The following is a 16653-nucleotide window of genomic DNA, read 5'->3' on the forward strand; positions in this document are numbered from 1 at the left end:
GTACAAGCCATGCGTCTGTTATTTCAGCTCATTTCGCAATGTGTTCTCGGCGCGATCGCACTGATCGTCGTGCATTTTGCTCTTCCCGGGGTCAGCCTGAGCGTGAACGGCTTCTTGGCCGCTATCGGTGTATTCACCCTCGCACACATGATCCTCGGCCCATTCGTGCTCAGCGTGGCACTGCACTACGCGGCTCCGCTCGCGGGTGGTGTCGGCTTGGTCGCCACACTGCTCGCGCTCTGGGTTGCGACCCTGGTCCCCGACGGTATCGAGATCAGCGGCGTCGGGTCCTGGATCCTCGCCCCGATCATCGTGTGGGTGATCACGGCATTGGGAGGGTGGATCTTCATGGCTCTCGTCATCGACAAGTGGATCAAGAGACGCAATGCCGAAAAGCTCGTGCGCAGTGTGCAGAAGGCATGAATGATCAGTTCGGAAACGGAACCCACAAGGAGTCAGCCATGCCAACTCACCCGCTCGATCGCCGCGTTCTCCTGAAGACCGCTCCGAACTTCCGGGACCTCGGTGGCATTCCTGTTGCGGACGGCACCGTCCGCGCGGGCGCGCTCTATCGTTCGGCGACTCTGGCGAAACTCGACGGCGACGACCTTGCCGCGGTCGCCGACTTGGACGTGCGGACGGTATACGACCTGAGGACCGCCGCCGAGCGCGACGGCGCACTCGACAATCTCCCTGACTCGACGCGCACAGTCTGGCTCGACGTACTTGCCGACAATGCCCAAAACGCCGCGGCCACTGGACTACTCATGACGGACCCGGTCGCATACGCCGAGACCATCAGCGACGGACGTGGGATCGCACAGATGGAGGAAGCCAACCGCAACTTCGTCAGCCTGCCGTCCGCTCTCGACGCCTATCGCACGTTCTACCTCGACCTCATCGACGAAAAACGCACCGGGGCAGCACTTTTCCACTGCACCACCGGCAAGGATCGAACCGGGTGGGCCGCGACCTCTTTCCTACTCCTTCTCGGGGCCGACGAAGCCGATGTACGCGCCGACTACCTGGAGACGAACACCGATCTGGCTCCCATGACAGAACCGATCCTCGACTTCGCCGCGAGCAAAGGCGTTGACGCAGAAGTGCTACGACCCCTCCTCGGAGTCCGTGACAGCTATTTCGACGCAGCTCTCGACGAAATGCGCACGCACTTCGGCACCGTCGAGGACTACGCAATCAACGGACTGAAGCTCACCGCAGAGCAACTCACCGCGCTCCGCGAGCGGTTCACATCCCGATCGGCCTTCATCAGCGCGACGTGATCGAAGCTCTCGGCGGGCAGGAATCCGTGCCCTCGTCCTGCTTCTTCGGGCGATTGCCCACCCGGGTGACCACGACGACGGCGACGATGCCCACCGCCAAGCCGAGCGCGGTGAACGCAGTGAACGATTCTCCGAACATCAACGCGCCCCAGACCGCGGTGACGGGGGCGATCAAGAACATCAAGGTGTTGACGGACGTGATGCCGATGCGACGGAGCAGAAACCAGTACAGCCCGTAAGCACCGAACGTGGACAGCACGACTAACCAGAGCAATGCGATCCAGAATGTGTTGACGCTTGGTGGTACGGCGACACCTGAGGCCACCGCCAGTGTCGTGAAAACTATTGCGCTGGTAGAGCAGTGGATGGCCAGAGCCTGCAGAGGTGGCGTGGACGTGTGAGCGCGTTGTTGGACGAAGGTGGATGCAACCAGGCTGAGCATCCCCAGGAACGGAATCGCGTACGCCCACCACGGCGCCGATTTACCGGCCCCGGCATCGGCTGCCGTGACCATCGCGACGCCGCCCATTCCGATCGCCAACCCGATCCACTGCATACGCGGGACTGCGACACCGAGGACCGGACCGAGCAGCGCGGCAGCCACCAGCGGCTGAATACCGTCGATCAGCGCTGTGGTTCCGGTGTTCACGCCGAGATCGACTGCCCAGTACACCGACAACAGGTAGCCACTCTGGGAGAGCATCCCGATCACCACCTGCCTGCCGAGAGCCCGCGGTGTGGGCATCGTGTTCCGGCGCCGGGCGGATAGCCAGACAATCGGGAGCAGTACCACCGCGAGCGGGAGAAAACGCCACATCAGCAGTGTGGGGACCTCGGCACTGCCGGCGCCTAGTTTGGCTCCGATGAATCCCGAACTCCAGCACGCGACGAACAGGACCGACAAGGTAGCCGTCACAGCAGATCTCGAGGTCACGATCCGAGGTATACCGATCTGTTTACTCATGAGCCCGACTATACAGATCGGTATACTTTTGTCCATGGCAGAGGAATCCACACCCGAATTGACTCCGAAAGCGCGTCGCATTCTGGAGTCTGCGTCGAAGCTGTTCTACGAAAAGGGGATTCATGCCGTAGGCGTGGATACCGTCGCACTGGACGCCGGGGTCACGAAGAAGACTTTGTACGAACGGTTCGGCTCGAAAGACGGTCTCGTCGTTGAATACCTGAGGGCTCGAGATCGGCGGTGGCGAATCTTTCGCGACGAGAAGCTCGCATCAGCCGGAGCTAGCCGCGCCGAACAGTTGAGTGCGGTATTCGACGCTTCCGCCTCCTGGTCCAAGGCGAGCGGAGGCAAAGGGTGCAGCATGATCAACGCGCACGCCGAGTTCAGCGATCACTCACATCCGGTGTTCGCTGTCATCGCCGAACAAAAGCGGGAGATGTCAGACCTTTTCCGGCGCATTCTGGCGACGGACGGACTAGCCGACGAACGTCTCGTCGAGGCAATCATGCTGCTTCACGAAGGCGCCCTCGTCGCAGACGGGATCGGTATCGGCACCGACCCCTTCGGTGCCGGCCGGAACGCAGCCCTCGAATTGTTGAAGACCTCAGGGTAACCCACCCCTCTTCGCACATTCCACAAGACCCTTCGACAGCGTCCACACCTGACATCGCGATCATTCCTCAGGCGCTACAAACTGACCGTCAACCATCGCCCAACCCGGGGAATACAGGAAACGCACATCACCGCGCATGGAGGTCGGGATTCCTGTCGACAATCTCATGCAAGGCATCGCTTATCGCCCGTACGCGGGCCAATCTGATCAGCTCGCGCGGGACAACGAGCCAATACGACCTCCGAATTACGAACTCGTCACGCAGCACCGGCACGAGGTCATCGTCGGTCGCGCCGATGTATGTCGGCAAGGGCGCGATTCCCACACCGTGCCTGACCGCCTCGTAGTGACCAGCGATGTTATTGGTCTGGATCTGCGCCCGCCCGGTAGGCAGTATCCGGTCGAGGATACGCAGAGGTTCGACATCCAAGAACGCGTCCACATACCAGACGAGCGTGTGATGACGTAGGTCGTCCACCGACGAGATCGACTCGTGCGTCTCCAGATACCGACGCGAGGCGTAAAGCCGCAAGTTGTAGTCCGCAAGTTTGCTGACGACCACAGATCGGGGAGAGGGACGCTCCAACGTGACGGCGACGTCGAAGTCACGCCCGGTCAACACATCGTGGGTAGTCGAAGTCAGCACTTCGGTGTACAAATCCGGGTGCCGGACACGGACAGAGCGCAGGCCCGGAACCAAGACGAAGGCACCGAAGCCGTCTGGGGTCAGGATCCGGACCGTCCCGTTGAGGCTCGGCGACGCCGAGGCGGTCGTCTCACCGAGCGCAGAAAGTAGCGTCGACTCGATACTCTCCGCGTAGGGAACCAATCGCCTGCCCGCCTCGGTCAGCTGCCAGCCCGAGACGCCGCGATCGAAAAGCCTTGCTCCCATGTCTTTTTCAAGCCTAGAGATTCTCCTGGAGACAGTGGTCTGATCGACCCCCAGCCGCTTCGACGTATCCGAAATGCGCCCCGTGCGTGACAGTTCCAGCAGAAAGCGCAGGTTGTCAGAAGTAAACATCGCCATTCCCGTTCTTGGCTGCAATTTTGCATTGAGTACTGCGATCTTACTTGTTGACGACGGCAATTCTGCGGCACAGACTCGAATCAACCCCAGCCTCAGGAGTGAATAGTCATGACTGTCATCGCACATTGGATCGACAACACGATCGCCCCCGGTTCGAGCGGAAACTCCGCTCCGGTCACGAACCCTGCGACCGGCGCCGTCACTGGCAGTGTCGCGCTCGCCAGCGTGCAAGACGCACGCGCCGTTATCGACGCAGCTGCTGCTGCGTTTCCCGATTGGCGCGACAGTTCGCTCGCCAAGCGAACCGCAATCCTCTTCGCGTTCCGCGAACTGCTCAATGCCCGCAAGCACGAACTCGCCGAGATAATCACCGCCGAGCACGGCAAAGTCCTCTCCGACGCACTCGGCGAGGTGTCAAGAGGCCAGGAAGTCGTCGAATTCGCTTGTGGCATCGCGCACCTGCTCAAGGGCGGTATGACCGAGAATGCCTCGACGAACGTCGACGTCACCTCGATCCGTCAACCACTCGGCCCGGTCGCGATAATCTCGCCGTTCAATTTCCCCGCGATGGTCCCGATGTGGTTCTTCCCCATCGCGATCGCCACCGGAAACACGGTAGTACTCAAGCCGTCCGAAAAAGTTCCATCTGCTTCGCTGTGGATCGCGGCACTCTGGGCCGAGGCAGGACTTCCAGCAGGCGTGTTCAACGTCCTGCAAGGCGACAAGACAGCTGTCGACGAACTTCTGACCAACCCTGCGATCAAGGCCGTTTCGTTTGTCGGTTCAACCCCCATCGCCCAGTACGTGTACAGCACCGGCACCAGCCATGGAAAGCGCGTTCAGGCTCTCGGAGGAGCGAAGAACCACGCGATCGTCTTGCCTGACGCAGACCTCGATCTGGCCGCCGACGCAATGGTCAACGCCGGATTCGGCTCGGCCGGCGAGCGCTGCATGGCGATCTCGGCACTGGTCGTCGTCGGCGACATCGCCGACGAACTCGTCGGCAAGATCGCCGAGCGGACCCGCACCCTGAAAACCGGTGACGGCACGAAGAACTCAGACATGGGCCCTCTGGTGACCAAGGCCCACCGCGACAAGGTCGCCTCCTACGTCGACGCCGGTGAGGCCGCCGGCGCGACACTCGTCGTCGATGGCAGGCAAGTGCAGGCGAACGGTGGTGAGGGCGGATTCTGGCTCGGCCCGACCCTGATCGACCACGTCACCACCGACATGAGCATCTACACAGACGAAATCTTCGGCCCTGTGCTCTCGGTCGTGCGGGTGAACTCCTACGACGAAGCACTCGACCTGGTGAATTCGAGTGCATTCGGGAATGGCACCGCGATCTTCACCAATGACGGTGGCGCAGCACGTCGCTTCCAGAACGAGATCGAGGTTGGTATGGTCGGGATCAACGTCCCTATTCCAGTCCCCATGGCCTATTACAGCTTCGGTGGTTGGAAGAACAGCCTGTTCGGCGACACGCACGCTCACGGTACCGAGGGTGTCCACTTCTTCACCCGCGGGAAGGTCGTCACTACCCGCTGGCTCGATCCCAGCCACGGCGGCATCAACCTCGGCTTCCCCGAAAACAACTGAGTCCCTGTCCCGTCCGAATACCACGGGCTGGGAAATACATTCACAACATTCGAAGGGATCGGCATGGTTGCCAACATTTCATTTCCCCGGTTCTTGAAACTTGGTCCTGGGTCCGTCGAGAGTCTCGGCGAAGTGCTGACGGATCTGAACATCGAGCGTCCGCTTCTCGTCACCGACGCATTCATGGTCACCAATGGTTCAGCCGATCGATTGCTGAAGATCGTTGCAGCAGCAGGAAAGAAGGCCGCACTCTTCTCCGAGACGGTTCCCGACCCCACTACCGATTCTCTACAGGCTGGTCTCGACGCTCTGACCGCCCACGATGCCGACTCGATCATCGGCTTCGGCGGTGGCAGCCCGATGGACACGGCAAAAGCACTTGCCGTCTTGTTCAAGCAGGGCGGCGTCATGCGCGATTTCAAAGCCCCTCGGGTGTACGCGGGGCCGGCGCTTCCGATCATCGCCATCCCGACGACGGCAGGAAGTGGCTCGGAAGCAACACAATTCACGATCATCACGGATGTCGCCACCGACGAGAAGATGCTGTGCCCTGGACTTTCATTTCTTCCGATCGCCTCGATCGTCGATTCCGACCTCACGATGTCGATGCCGCCGAGACTGACGGCCGACACAGGTGTCGACGCACTTACACACGCGATCGAGGCCTACGTCAGTAAGAAGGCAAACCCCATCTCGGACGGGCTCGCACTGTCGGCGATGAAGACAATCGGGGAGTACCTCTTGCGCGCGTACCGTGACGGCTCAGATCGGGAGGCGCGCGAACAGATGATGCATGCTTCTACTCAGGCGGGTATGGCGTTCTCCAATGCGAGCGTGTGCCTGGTACATGGGATGAGTCGTCCGATCGGCGCACATTTCCATGTGGCGCATGGACTTTCCAATGCAATGCTGCTTCCGGCGATCACCGCGTTCTCCATACCCGGGGCGCGTGATCGATACGCCGATTGCGCCAGGCAGCTGGGCGCGGCAGATCGCGGCGACTCAGACGAGGCGGCCTCGCACAAGCTGGTCGACTTCATCGATACTTTGTGCGTCGACGTAGAGGTACCCAGTCCGCGCACATTCGGCATCGACGAGACTCGCTGGGAGGAGCTCATTCCACTGATGGCGGACCAGGCGTTGGCGTCGGGTTCTCCGTCGAACAACCCGGTGGTGCCCAGCGCACAGGAAATCGCCGAACTGTACCGGAAAGTCTATCGATCCTGACCACTCCGGCCCGGTCAGCATGGTCTCGTTCAGACTGTGCTGACCGGGCCTGTCGAGTTTCGGACGATCAGCTTGGTTTTGAAGATCTTCTGCCTTCGCTTCGCGCCGTCGATATTGTCGAGCAGCATGGAGGCTGCGGCGCGGCCCTTCTCCACCAGCGGTTGACGCACAGTGGTCAGATCCATGAGTTCGGCGATGGGGGCATCGTCGAATCCGACAACCGAAACAACCTCAGGTACTGGGATATTCATGCTACGGAGCACGCTCAAGGCAGCGACGGCAAAGACATCTGACGTCGTGGCTATTGCGGTCGGATTCAGTTTCTCGACCATCGAGCGGACAGCACGGACGCCGCTGTCACGATCGATACCTGAAGCCTCGTAAACCTCGATCGAGACACCGGCATCTCCCCGCGCAGTTGCAGCATCGAAGTACCCGAGGATCCGATCTCGCTGGACCCGCTCGGAAGAATGTTCGACAACTGTCTTGGAGATCGACCCGTCGGTGCCACCGATGTTCAAACGTTCGCAGACCACACCGATTCTTCGGTGCCCGAGATCCAAGAGATGGGCCATCTGCTTGAATCCTGCAGCGCGATCATCGATTCCGATGAACGGCAAGCCGCAGTCCGCGGGTGAATCGATCGCAACTGCCGGCGTTCCGGAGTGAATCAGGGCCGCAATGATCGGGTGGGTAGGAGTCACATTGTGCAGGACGACTCCGTCGACCAAACCTCTGACCGCGGGAGAATTGAATCCTTCTTCCCTACTGGAGACCAACGGCAACAAAGTCAGGGCAACGTCGGCGAGTTCGTTGACTTCGACTACCCCCTTCATCAACAGCATGGTCGACGGGTCTTCCAGTGCGTGCCCCAACGACTCCATCACCATGATGCCAACCGCTCCGACTCGGCCGGAGCGCAGGCTACTGCCGACGATGTTCGGCCCGGCGTAGGACAAAGACTGAGCGACTGCGTAGATGTGATCACGCTGCGATGCAGAAACTTTCGGAGAGTTACTGAACGCGTATGAGACAGCGGCTTGGGAGACGCCTGCTGCCCGCGCCACGTCCTTCATCGTAACCACTGAAGCGACTCCCCTTGCTCCGGACGAATCATCCGCCGTAACCCTTGACGATCTCACGAATTCTATCGTGGTCTCGTTTCAACCGAGTGTCGGCTTCGGTTGACCTGTCGTCACAGTAGATGGTGTTCACACATTCGCCCACACCGGACTGCATGCGTCCAAGCTCTACGAAAGCCCCCGAAGAGCTCGACACGGTATGGCACATCGTCTTTCCGCCCCGACATCGCCGTGTCGATCTCGCCACAGAGGTTGCATCGAGCTCGCACGGCGAGCGGCACAGACGGCTTGGGCATAGGCAACGACGAACCGATATGGCGACACGTGACACAGACGTACCCCACTTCTTCCTCCATACGGTGACCAGCCATGTTCGTCGCCCCACTCCTGCCGTAGCTCGGTAGCCTGAAAGATGTTTCTGCACTGAAGGTCCCGCACATGTACACACGACGACGTCCGTGAGACGTACCGTCGACAGCGGCGATTGCCCCGACTGAACACTTCGGGAGAAGGTAGGCGCGACACCGTGGTTTGCGATACTTTCGCCTGTCACGCCACATCTCAACCTTCACCTTGTTTTACCACCACCGACATGAGTGAATCGTATCACCTAGTGATACGATTCACTCATCTCTTCTATGAAGGGAATCAACGAAATCCTCTAGCCGAAGTCGCCGTTCGTGCTCGACCGCACGAAATGGGCATTGCTTGTCATCTTTCGCACTTCACGGAGCTTGCCAAGCCTCTTGGGCGACAGGGACACCCGACGTCAAGAATGCACTCGAGCTCACCACCAGCGGATTCGGTTTCGTCATCTTGGGACTGCCCGGTGGTTCCCTGTGCGGATTGCCGGCAACAGGCCGTCTCACTGCCGCGCGCGCAGCCCGCACCGCCGTCCCCCTCATCGAAGTCGGAATGCTAGTTCCTTCCGGAACGTCGCGACGAACTGATCGCCGACCCCTCCAGCAGCTCGAGACCTTTGACTGCCAACAGCAAGCGCTGCCGCGTTTCCGGGGCATCAAGGGATTTCCCGAGAATCGTCGAGATCCGCTCCAACCTGTTGTACAGAGTTCTGCGCTGCACGTAGAGCTTGTCCGCCGCTTCAGTCTTGCGACCGTCGACGCTGAGAAATGCGCGCAGTGTCGGCAGTAGCGGACTGGCCGAGTGCGCATCCTTCGTCAACAACGGACCTAATTCGTCTTCGACGAAGCTCGCCAGTTCCGGGCCCTGCGCCAGGGTCACCAAAATCCGCTCGACCCCCAGTTCGTCGAAGTGAAGGACACCACCAGAAGCTCGGGCGACCGCGGCAGCACTGCGCGCTTGAGTGAGCGCGACAGCAACCATGTCACGTGAAATAGCGCGGCTCACACCGACACCCGCACCGACGAAACCGACAAGATCCTCGATCTCCGGCGGACGGCCACTCACTTCCGGCGCCACCGTGACGATGTAATCACCCATGTCGGCACTGATCGCATTGGGACTGCTCCTGCGCTTGGGCCGGATTCCAGCAGAATCGTCACGAGTATTCTTGTTGGCCACGAACACTCGCATCAGGCCAGATCCGAGCCGATACCCCAGACGACTGGCCTGCTTCACGAACTCATCGCCGGAAATTTCTCCCAGCAGCAAGTGTGTCATCAAAGCGGTACTGCGCTGATCGTCACGCGCCTCGCGGCTACGATCGGTGAGAAGCGAGATCGCGATCGCTGCTGCTGCCCGCTCCGCCGCGAATTCAGCCGAGAACGGCGCGGTCGGCGATTGTCCTTGGAGCACGTGGATCCACCCCCACGGTTGACCACGCATGACGACGGGCCTTCGGACACAATCAGTTTCATTGTCGTGCGATACTCTGGCGTGACGATTCCACTCGTCGTCGTCGAATTCGACACCGTCCACTGAGAAATAGACCGTCACCCGGTGAGCGATGTTTTCCAGAACCACCGTGCTGTCGGTGAGCGCCGCCAGAGTCTCCACTATTCCGAGATGGTCTGCGCCGTCGAGCAGCAATCCCGAGAATGTTGCTTCGACCTCACGTTCACGAGTCAGGCTCCGAAGTCGCATTTCGGTCAGAATTTCGTGCACCTGGGCGGAGACTCCGGCGAACGACACTTCGTGGGTCAGCGCGATCACCGGAAGCAGCATTTGTTGGGCTTCCTGCACAACAGCTTGAGGAACTCGATCGAACATGCGACCGGATTCTTCGATCACCAGAGCTGCCGCACCGGCTCGAGAAACCGCCTTCACGTAAGCACGCTGCTCGGCTTCTGTTTCCCCTATACCGAGGCCCGCCGTCAGCAACAATTCGCCGCCGCTGAGAAATCGTGCGATATCGGGGATCTCGGACGAGTGAACCCATCGGACTTCGCGTTGATCCAGATCCGTTCCGCTGGTGAGTACGTGAGGACCGGCCGCGCGGATCAGTGAGAGTTCCAGAGCGTCCGCAACCGTGAAAGACATGTCAAAGACACTACACAAAACGTGTCGTCCAGCCGAGACATCTTTCCCGGCTTGCGTCTAGCTGTGAATGCAGTCACAGGACAGTATTTCTACAACCCCAGGGCTTCGCCGGGGGTCGCCAAACAGAGTTGAGACACATGGCGAACCCGCTTCCTACCTGTCCGAAGATTTGTTTCAGCGCCCCTGTACTGCCGGCCCACCGTCCGAGTAATCGCTACCGATTCTCGAACCGAACGCGAACTGCAGGGCACCGATCCGAATCTCGACACGCACAACGCCGTGCGACCGGGTGACCTGATTTCGCTCTTTCGACCGAACACCGAAACACCCTTTCGAGGAGTCCTCAATGCCCCTGACCGAAGACCAGCAGAAACGGCCGCCAAGCGCGGGAATCTCTGTCGATGACGTCGGCCGTTCCACTCGTTCCGCGGCACCTCAGCCGCTCCACGCATCCTCGCAGGAATGGCTACCGGCTCTGCTCAAACGCATTCTGCCGAGCACACCTTCGCAGGTCGTTCAGCGGGTGATGCTGACTGTACTGGTCGCATCGGTGGTGATTCTGGGCATCGCCAACCCGATCTTCCGGCAGTCGGACAACCTGCTCAACGTGCTGCAACAGGCGGCGATGGTCGGAATCATTGCCGGCGGTATGCAGCTGATGATTATCTCGGGTGGCTTCGATCTCTCGGTCGGAATCGTGGCAGCGGCAGCCGGATGCGCTGCAGCGTACGTCAGTCTCCAGCACGGTATAGCCATCGGAATTCTCGTCGGATTGGTCGCCGGTCTACTCGCCGGCTTCGTGAACGGCATCCTCGTAGCCAAGATCGGCATCAACCCATTCGTGGCCACGTTCGGTACACAAGCCGTCGTCACCGGACTGCTGTACGCCGCAACCGGCGCCACCCCGATCGCTCCTCTTCCTTCCGGATGGACCGATCTGGGCTTGAAGAACATCGCCGGAATCTCCTTTGCCAGTCTTACATTCGTCGTGGTCATCCTGATTCTGCTGTTCGTCTTACGATGCACGCTCTTCGGCCAGCACATCTACGCCGTCGGGAGCAACAAGGAAGGGTCGCGCCGCGCCGGAATCCATGTCGATCGGGTTCTGATTGCCGTCTATGCCATCGGCGGGCTGTGCGCCGCCATCGCAGGAATTCTTCTTGTCTCGATCTCCGGAATCGGGAGTCCGGCAACAGGTACACAGTGGGCACTTCTCGCCATCGCCGCCGTCATCATCGGCGGCACACCACTCACCGGCGGAGTCGGCGGCATCAGCTCCGCGGTGATCGGCATCCTGTCGCTCACCGTCCTGACAAACGCGTTGAACCTGTACAGCGTGTCCGCTTACTGGCAGCCGGCGCTGACGGGTACGGCCGTTCTGCTCGCAGTCGGCTTCGAAGCGTTCCGCAGCGCCCGCAAACGCTGATACATCCGATTCCCCTCGCAGCCAACCACATTCCAGGAGTGAAAACACATGACCGTAAGAAGAACTTCTCGAACGATCCAAACCGCATTTGCCCTTTGCCTGGCTGCGTTCGTCGCCGTCGCACTCACGGCCTGCGGAACCGCACCTTCCTCGGGTGCGAACAAGACATTGGGCTTCGTGGTGTACGACGTCGGCGTCGACCCATGGATGAACGTAGCCATCTCGACTGTGCAAGAAGAAGCTGAAGCTGCGGGATACAAGCTCAGTGTTGTCAACGGGCACAACGACATCGCTCAGATGAGTAGCGGAATGGACCAGCTGGTCACGCAGAAGGTCGACGCCATTCTCCTCGCCCCCAGCGACCAGGACAGCATGACTCCGTCTATCAAACGAGCCGAAGCAGCAGGAATCCCGGTCATCGCATTCTCCCTGGCGCTGTCCGAAGACGCCCCGGTCTCCTCGTTCGTAGGGACCGACGACGTTCAGGTCGGACGCGAGCAGGCGAAGATGGTCGCAGGAGCAATAGGCAATCGGGGCAACGTCGCCTTGATGACCGGCATCCTCGGCAGTGGGCCGCAGATCGGTCGGTCGGAAGGATTCCGTGCCGAACTGCAGGAGAACTTCCCCGACGTCAAGCTCGTAGAAGAGCAGCCGAACAACTGGGCGAACGACAAGACCATCAGCCTGACCCAGGACTGGCTCGCGAAGTATCCGGCGGGGCAGATCAACGCCGTGGTCGCGCAAGGACCTGAATTGGCTGCGGGCGCCCGCCTGGCCAAGTCTATGGGCCGAAGCGAAATCGTCTTCGTCGGCAACGACTATCCGGAAGAGATGCGCGAGAGCATCCTCGCGGGAGACACGTACGGAACCATCAACGGTGATCCCAAGGAGATGGCGCGAGAAGCTGTCGCCGCCATGCTGACCCTGCTGGACGGTGGCACGGTGCAACCCAAGATCTTCGTCCCGATCCCGCCCGTAACATCCGCCAATGTCGCCGACTCTCCCGCAGCGTACTGATTCGAGACGACCCCCCCAGATCGGAACCACCTCAATGAGTACTATCACCAACACCACCGAGCCTCTTCTCCAGACTACGAACCTCTCCAAGTTCTACGGCGGCGTCAAAGCTTTGCAAGGCGCCTCCATCAGCGTCGGACACGGTGAGCACATCGCCATCATGGGCGACAACGGCGCAGGCAAGTCCACCTTCGTCAAGATCCTTTCCGGCGCGCAACCGTCGAGTGATGGCACCATCCGATTCGACGGTGCGGACTGTGAGTTCCAAAGCCCGATCGATGCACGCGAAGCCGGGATCGAAACCGTCTATCAGGATCTTTCACTCGCAGACGACCTCGACGTCCTGACCAACCTGTTCCTCGGGCGTGAAGAGAAGCTGATCAACTTGGGCGGCTTGAGCGTGCTCAACAGACGCAAGATGGCCAAGCGTGCAACCGAATTGCTCACGGAGATCGGAGTGAACGTGCCCGAGGTACACCGGACCGTTCGGGGTCTTTCCGGTGGCCAGCGCCAGGGTATCGCCATCGCCCGCGCATCCGGTTGGGGATCGAAGCTCATCATCATGGACGAACCCACAGCGGCACTGGGCCTGCAGGAGACCGCCCACGTCCACGACATCATCAAACGCCTCAAACAACGCGGAGTCGCGGTCATCATCGTCAGCCACAACATGCAACAGGTGCTGGAACTGACCGACCGGGTGTACGTTTTCCGGCGAGGCCAGGTCGTCGGGTGCCGAAACACCAAGGAAACCACCGCCGACGAGATCGTCTCGATGATCACCGGCGCTCGACCTGCAGAGGCCGTCACGTAAGCAGCTGTAGCTGCAGGCAGATCGACGTACAGGCCCGTCTGAAGTCACCACGACTTTCGACGGGCCTGTTCGTGTCGCGGATCCGATACTCACCGTCACCGTCACCGTCACCGTCGGCGTCGGCGTCGGCGTCGGACATCCGAGACCCTTTCCGTCACCCCTCTGGCCCCCACCGCCCCAGACGAGGCAGAACTACAGCCGCCGAGACGAAAAGTGCTCGGGCCCAACCTGATGAGGTTGGGCCCGAGCACTTTCGGTGTTCGGTTAGTTGATCTGTACTCGGCCATCGACGGCTTCGATCCGCGGGATCGGCAGTGCGCGTAAGGCAGGCGGGGCTGTCACGAACTCCTCGACGGTCGGTACTTCACCGTTCGGAATCCTCTGCTTCATCACGGACGGGTTCATGATCACGACTGTATTCATGTTTCCCGGATGCGTCTCCAAACCGAACACGGCTACTGACCGACTGCTTCGATCAATGCGCTGAGGTGGGTGTAGCTCTTCTTCGCGGCGTCGAGCGTGCCGCACTCCACCGACAAGACGACGTCGTGGTCGGCCGCGGCGAGCGTGTCGACGATGCGCTTCCAGTCGATGACACCTTCACCGCAGGCGCATCCCAGCATGCCTCTCACTTTTCCGCGTAGACGTTTCGCGTCGTCCACCGCAATGTCCTTGGCGTGCAAGTGCGTGACCTGACCGATGATGGCTTCGAGCCACTCGTGCGGATCGTTCTCACTCAGGTAGCTGTTTCCGGTATCGAGGTTGATCGTCAGGGCAGGACTGTCGACCAAATTCATGATCTTGTCGAGGCGCTCCGGAGTCGCGGTGTACGGCCCGTGGGTCTCGATTGCGATCTTGATACCCCGGGGCTCCGCGACCAGCGCTGCCTCCTTCAGGGTGTACCGCATGAGCGTGTAGTTCTCTTCCTCCGTGGTCCAGGACGGGGTGGGTCCATCGTCGACCATGATCATCGGAGAACCCACCTCCGCGGCGTAGCGGATGGCCTGGCGGAAGTACTCCACTGCCACCTCCGGCTTGGCGAGTGGCGCGTGGCTCGACAGCGACGAGATGCTGAGACCGCGATCTTCGGCCGCATTCCGCAGGATCAACGGATCGTCGAGCATGGAACGGCTGTGGAAATATCCTGCTGCACTGAGCAGTTCACGACCCCAGTGCACCATCGGCTCGACGTACTTGTAGCCGATCTCGGCAGCTTGGTCCATGGCCCAATCGAAAGAGCCGTTCTCGTATCGCGCGAACTCCAGATTAAGTCCGAGTTTGATGTTGCCCATGACTTACAACTACTTTCCGGTGAGGGGTGGGTCAGAAGCCGCGCTGGTTCACGTAGTCGTCTCGAACTTCGCCGTGGTAGGCCGGTACGGTGATATCCCACCAACCCATTGCATGCATCTCGGTCCAGGGCAGCTCGCGAGCACTGATCGCCTCGATGACTACGGGGCCCTCGGTCTCGAATGCGCGCTGAACAGCGGCGCCGAGCTTTGCGGGATCCTCGACTCGCTCGGACTTGCATCCGAGGGACTGCGCGAACGCAGTGATATCGGCGAAGTACGGGGATCCATCCGGCAACTTCCAGCCTGAGATGATTTCCCGTTCCGCGCCGAAGAGATTGATCTGGAGGTCCTTGATTGCTTCCCAGCCACCGTTGTTCAGAACGACGAAGACGACATTGACGCCGCTCATGGCGGCAGCTGCGATCTCCGTGCCGGTCTGTAGGAACGCGCCATCGCCGACGAGCGCGAGAACCGGCTTGTCCGGTGCGCCGATCGCGGCGCCGATCGCGGCAGGTACACCGAATCCGATTCCGGAGAATCCGCCGGCAACGATGTTGCTCTTCGGCTCGTAGATCGGGAATTCGTTGAACGCCTGGTTTGCCGGGTTGCTGGAATCGGTGACCAGAATTCCGTTACGCGGAAGGACCTTTCGGATCTCGACCATTGCCCGCGAGTTGGTCATCGGCAAGTAGTCGGTCTCACGCATAGGGCGCAGGTGCTCGTCCCACCGTGCCTTCAAGTCCTGAAGTTCGGCGTAGTAGTCGGTTGCCCGGAAGTCGTAATCCGCTGCCGGTGCGCCGAGTTCGTCGATCAGAGACGAGAGCGAGGTCTTGGCGTCGCCGACGATCCCGACCTCGACCGGGTAGTTGCGGCCGATCTCGAATCCGTCGATGTCTATGTGAACGAGTTTCGTGTTAGGGATGTCGAATGTGACTCCTGGGCGATACGAGGACGTGATGCGATCGCTGAACCGGCAACCCACTGCAAGAATGACGTCGGCGGTCTTGGTGACTCCGTTACCCGGAATCGATCCCATGTCGCCGCACGGCCACGCGTACAGATCGTGGTCTGCAGGGAATGCGCCTTTGCCCTGGAAGGAGTGCGTCACGGGAGCGCCGAGACGTTCCGCCAGTGTGAGGAGTTCCGCACCGGCCTCGGCTGCGATGACGCCTCCGCCAGCGAGGATCACGGGACGCTTAGCACCCGCCAGTAGCTTGGCTGCCTCGGCAATGGCGACGGGATCACCAGTCGCCCGGGTCTGAGCTCGGCGCGAGTACAACTCTGGAACATAGTCGCCGTACTCAGCTTGCAGGTCCTGCGGGATATCCACCAGGACAGGCCCTCTGCGACCTTCGAGCATCGTGTTGAACGCCTGAGCCATCGCGGAAGGTAGCTGCTCGAGTCGACCGGGCTGCCACCAGCGCTTGACGACCGGCTCGACCATCCGTGGGAAATTGTTCCCGTGCGGCCGATCGATCTCCTGGAGGACGCCGCGGTTCTCCATATACGTGTGAACGGCGCCGGTGATCAGAATCATCGGCTGCGAGTCCGCGAACGCAGTCGCGATTCCGGTTACGGTGTTTGTCGCTCCCGGTCCGATGGAAGTACAGACGGCCGCGATCTTGCCCGATGCGCGGTAGTAGCCGTCGGCCATGTGTGCGGCGCCCTGCTCGTGGATGGCGGGAACCAACTCGATTTCGTCGGCCCGGTCGACGAACGCATCAAGTAACGCCGTATTGCCGTGTCCCGGAATAGCGAATACCTTTTCAACTCCTTCACGGATCAGTATGTCGACCACCATCTGGCCACCGGTGAGCTTTTGCACAGTCATGTTCTTCACTTTCGAATC

15 protein-coding genes are annotated in these 16653 nt (G+C 60.5%); 8 read left to right on the top strand and 7 right to left on the bottom strand.

Annotated elements, in window-relative coordinates; genetic code table 11:
* The first annotated feature begins 9 nt into the window (after positions 1–9).
* Both AOT96_RS06280 and AOT96_RS06285 read left to right on the top strand, forming a co-directional pair.
* Entirely contained in the window at positions 10–423 is a 414-nt protein-coding gene (locus AOT96_RS06280) for a phage holin family protein (protein ID WP_020970904.1), read from the top strand.
* A 38-nt stretch (positions 424–461) separates the two neighbouring features.
* A complete protein-coding gene (locus tag AOT96_RS06285) occupies positions 462–1283 on the top strand; it encodes a tyrosine-protein phosphatase (protein WP_003939715.1) in 822 nt (273 codons plus the stop codon).
* Here the strand turns inward: AOT96_RS06285 and AOT96_RS06290 are convergent.
* Positions 1270–2247 carry a DMT family transporter gene (locus AOT96_RS06290; RefSeq protein WP_231917397.1) on the bottom strand — a complete coding sequence of 326 codons (978 nt, stop codon included), beginning with the start codon at positions 2245–2247 and terminating at the stop codon, positions 1270–1272. The genes AOT96_RS06285 and AOT96_RS06290 overlap by 14 nt on opposite strands.
* 34 nt (positions 2248–2281) lie before the next feature.
* Here AOT96_RS06290 and AOT96_RS06295 point away from each other — a divergent pair, with 34 nt between their 5' ends.
* The gene (locus tag AOT96_RS06295) at positions 2282–2860 is read left to right on the top strand and encodes a TetR/AcrR family transcriptional regulator (protein ID WP_054188407.1); all 579 of its coding nucleotides are present in this window, start codon (positions 2282–2284) and stop codon (positions 2858–2860) included.
* Positions 2861–2987: 127 nt separating this feature from the next.
* Here AOT96_RS06295 and AOT96_RS06300 read toward each other — a convergent pair whose 3' ends face one another.
* On the bottom strand, positions 2988–3881 hold the full coding sequence (locus tag AOT96_RS06300) for a LysR family transcriptional regulator (protein WP_042924016.1): 894 nt from the start codon (positions 3879–3881) through the stop codon (positions 2988–2990).
* Between the two features lie 114 nt (positions 3882–3995).
* On the opposite strand from AOT96_RS06300, the gene AOT96_RS06305 reads away from it, so the two are divergent.
* Both AOT96_RS06305 and AOT96_RS06310 read left to right on the top strand, forming a co-directional pair.
* Positions 3996–5486 carry a CoA-acylating methylmalonate-semialdehyde dehydrogenase gene (locus tag AOT96_RS06305; RefSeq protein ID WP_054188408.1) on the top strand — a complete coding sequence of 497 codons (1491 nt, stop codon included), beginning with the start codon at positions 3996–3998 and terminating at the stop codon, positions 5484–5486.
* Between the two features lie 63 nt (positions 5487–5549).
* On the top strand, positions 5550–6713 hold the full coding sequence (locus AOT96_RS06310; protein WP_054188409.1) for an iron-containing alcohol dehydrogenase: 1164 nt from the start codon (positions 5550–5552) through the stop codon (positions 6711–6713).
* Positions 6714–6742: 29 nt separating this feature from the next.
* Here AOT96_RS06310 and AOT96_RS06315 read toward each other — a convergent pair whose 3' ends face one another.
* Both AOT96_RS06315 and AOT96_RS06320 read right to left on the bottom strand, forming a co-directional pair.
* Positions 6743–7789 carry a LacI family DNA-binding transcriptional regulator gene (locus AOT96_RS06315; RefSeq protein ID WP_081377525.1) on the bottom strand — a complete coding sequence of 349 codons (1047 nt, stop codon included), beginning with the start codon at positions 7787–7789 and terminating at the stop codon, positions 6743–6745.
* Between the two features lie 924 nt (positions 7790–8713).
* Positions 8714–10255: a PucR family transcriptional regulator gene (locus AOT96_RS06320; protein WP_021331895.1), complete on the bottom strand. Its 1542-nt coding sequence runs from the start codon at positions 10253–10255 to the stop codon at positions 8714–8716.
* A 346-nt stretch (positions 10256–10601) separates the two neighbouring features.
* Between AOT96_RS06320 and AOT96_RS06325 the strand changes: the two genes are divergently transcribed.
* Genes AOT96_RS06325 through AOT96_RS06335 form a run of 3 tightly spaced genes read left to right on the top strand, consistent with a single transcriptional unit; the run spans position 10602 to position 13512 of the window.
* Positions 10602–11681 carry an ABC transporter permease gene (locus AOT96_RS06325; protein WP_065351452.1) on the top strand — a complete coding sequence of 360 codons (1080 nt, stop codon included), beginning with the start codon at positions 10602–10604 and terminating at the stop codon, positions 11679–11681.
* Positions 11682–11729: 48 nt separating this feature from the next.
* The gene (locus AOT96_RS06330) at positions 11730–12698 is read left to right on the top strand and encodes a sugar ABC transporter substrate-binding protein (protein ID WP_054188412.1); all 969 of its coding nucleotides are present in this window, start codon (positions 11730–11732) and stop codon (positions 12696–12698) included.
* A 34-nt stretch (positions 12699–12732) separates the two neighbouring features.
* Entirely contained in the window at positions 12733–13512 is a 780-nt protein-coding gene (locus AOT96_RS06335; RefSeq protein WP_019745466.1) for an ATP-binding cassette domain-containing protein, read from the top strand.
* 264 nt (positions 13513–13776) lie between these two features.
* On the opposite strand, the gene AOT96_RS06340 is transcribed toward AOT96_RS06335, so the two are convergent.
* Genes AOT96_RS06340 through AOT96_RS06350 form a run of 3 tightly spaced genes read right to left on the bottom strand, consistent with a single transcriptional unit; the run spans position 13777 to position 16635 of the window.
* Positions 13777–13917: a hypothetical protein gene (locus AOT96_RS06340; RefSeq protein ID WP_156778931.1), complete on the bottom strand. Its 141-nt coding sequence runs from the start codon at positions 13915–13917 to the stop codon at positions 13777–13779.
* A 50-nt stretch (positions 13918–13967) separates the two neighbouring features.
* Entirely contained in the window at positions 13968–14804 is an 837-nt protein-coding gene (locus tag AOT96_RS06345; protein ID WP_054188413.1) for a sugar phosphate isomerase/epimerase family protein, read from the bottom strand.
* A 31-nt stretch (positions 14805–14835) separates the two neighbouring features.
* A complete protein-coding gene (locus tag AOT96_RS06350) occupies positions 14836–16635 on the bottom strand; it encodes a thiamine pyrophosphate-binding protein (protein ID WP_054188483.1) in 1800 nt (599 codons plus the stop codon).
* Positions 16636–16653: the final 18 nt, after the last annotated feature.

The sequence above is a fragment of the Rhodococcus sp. 008 genome, from assembly GCF_001682295.1.
In the GTDB taxonomy this organism is placed as follows: Bacteria; Actinomycetota; Actinomycetes; order Mycobacteriales; family Mycobacteriaceae; genus Rhodococcus_F; species Rhodococcus_F qingshengii.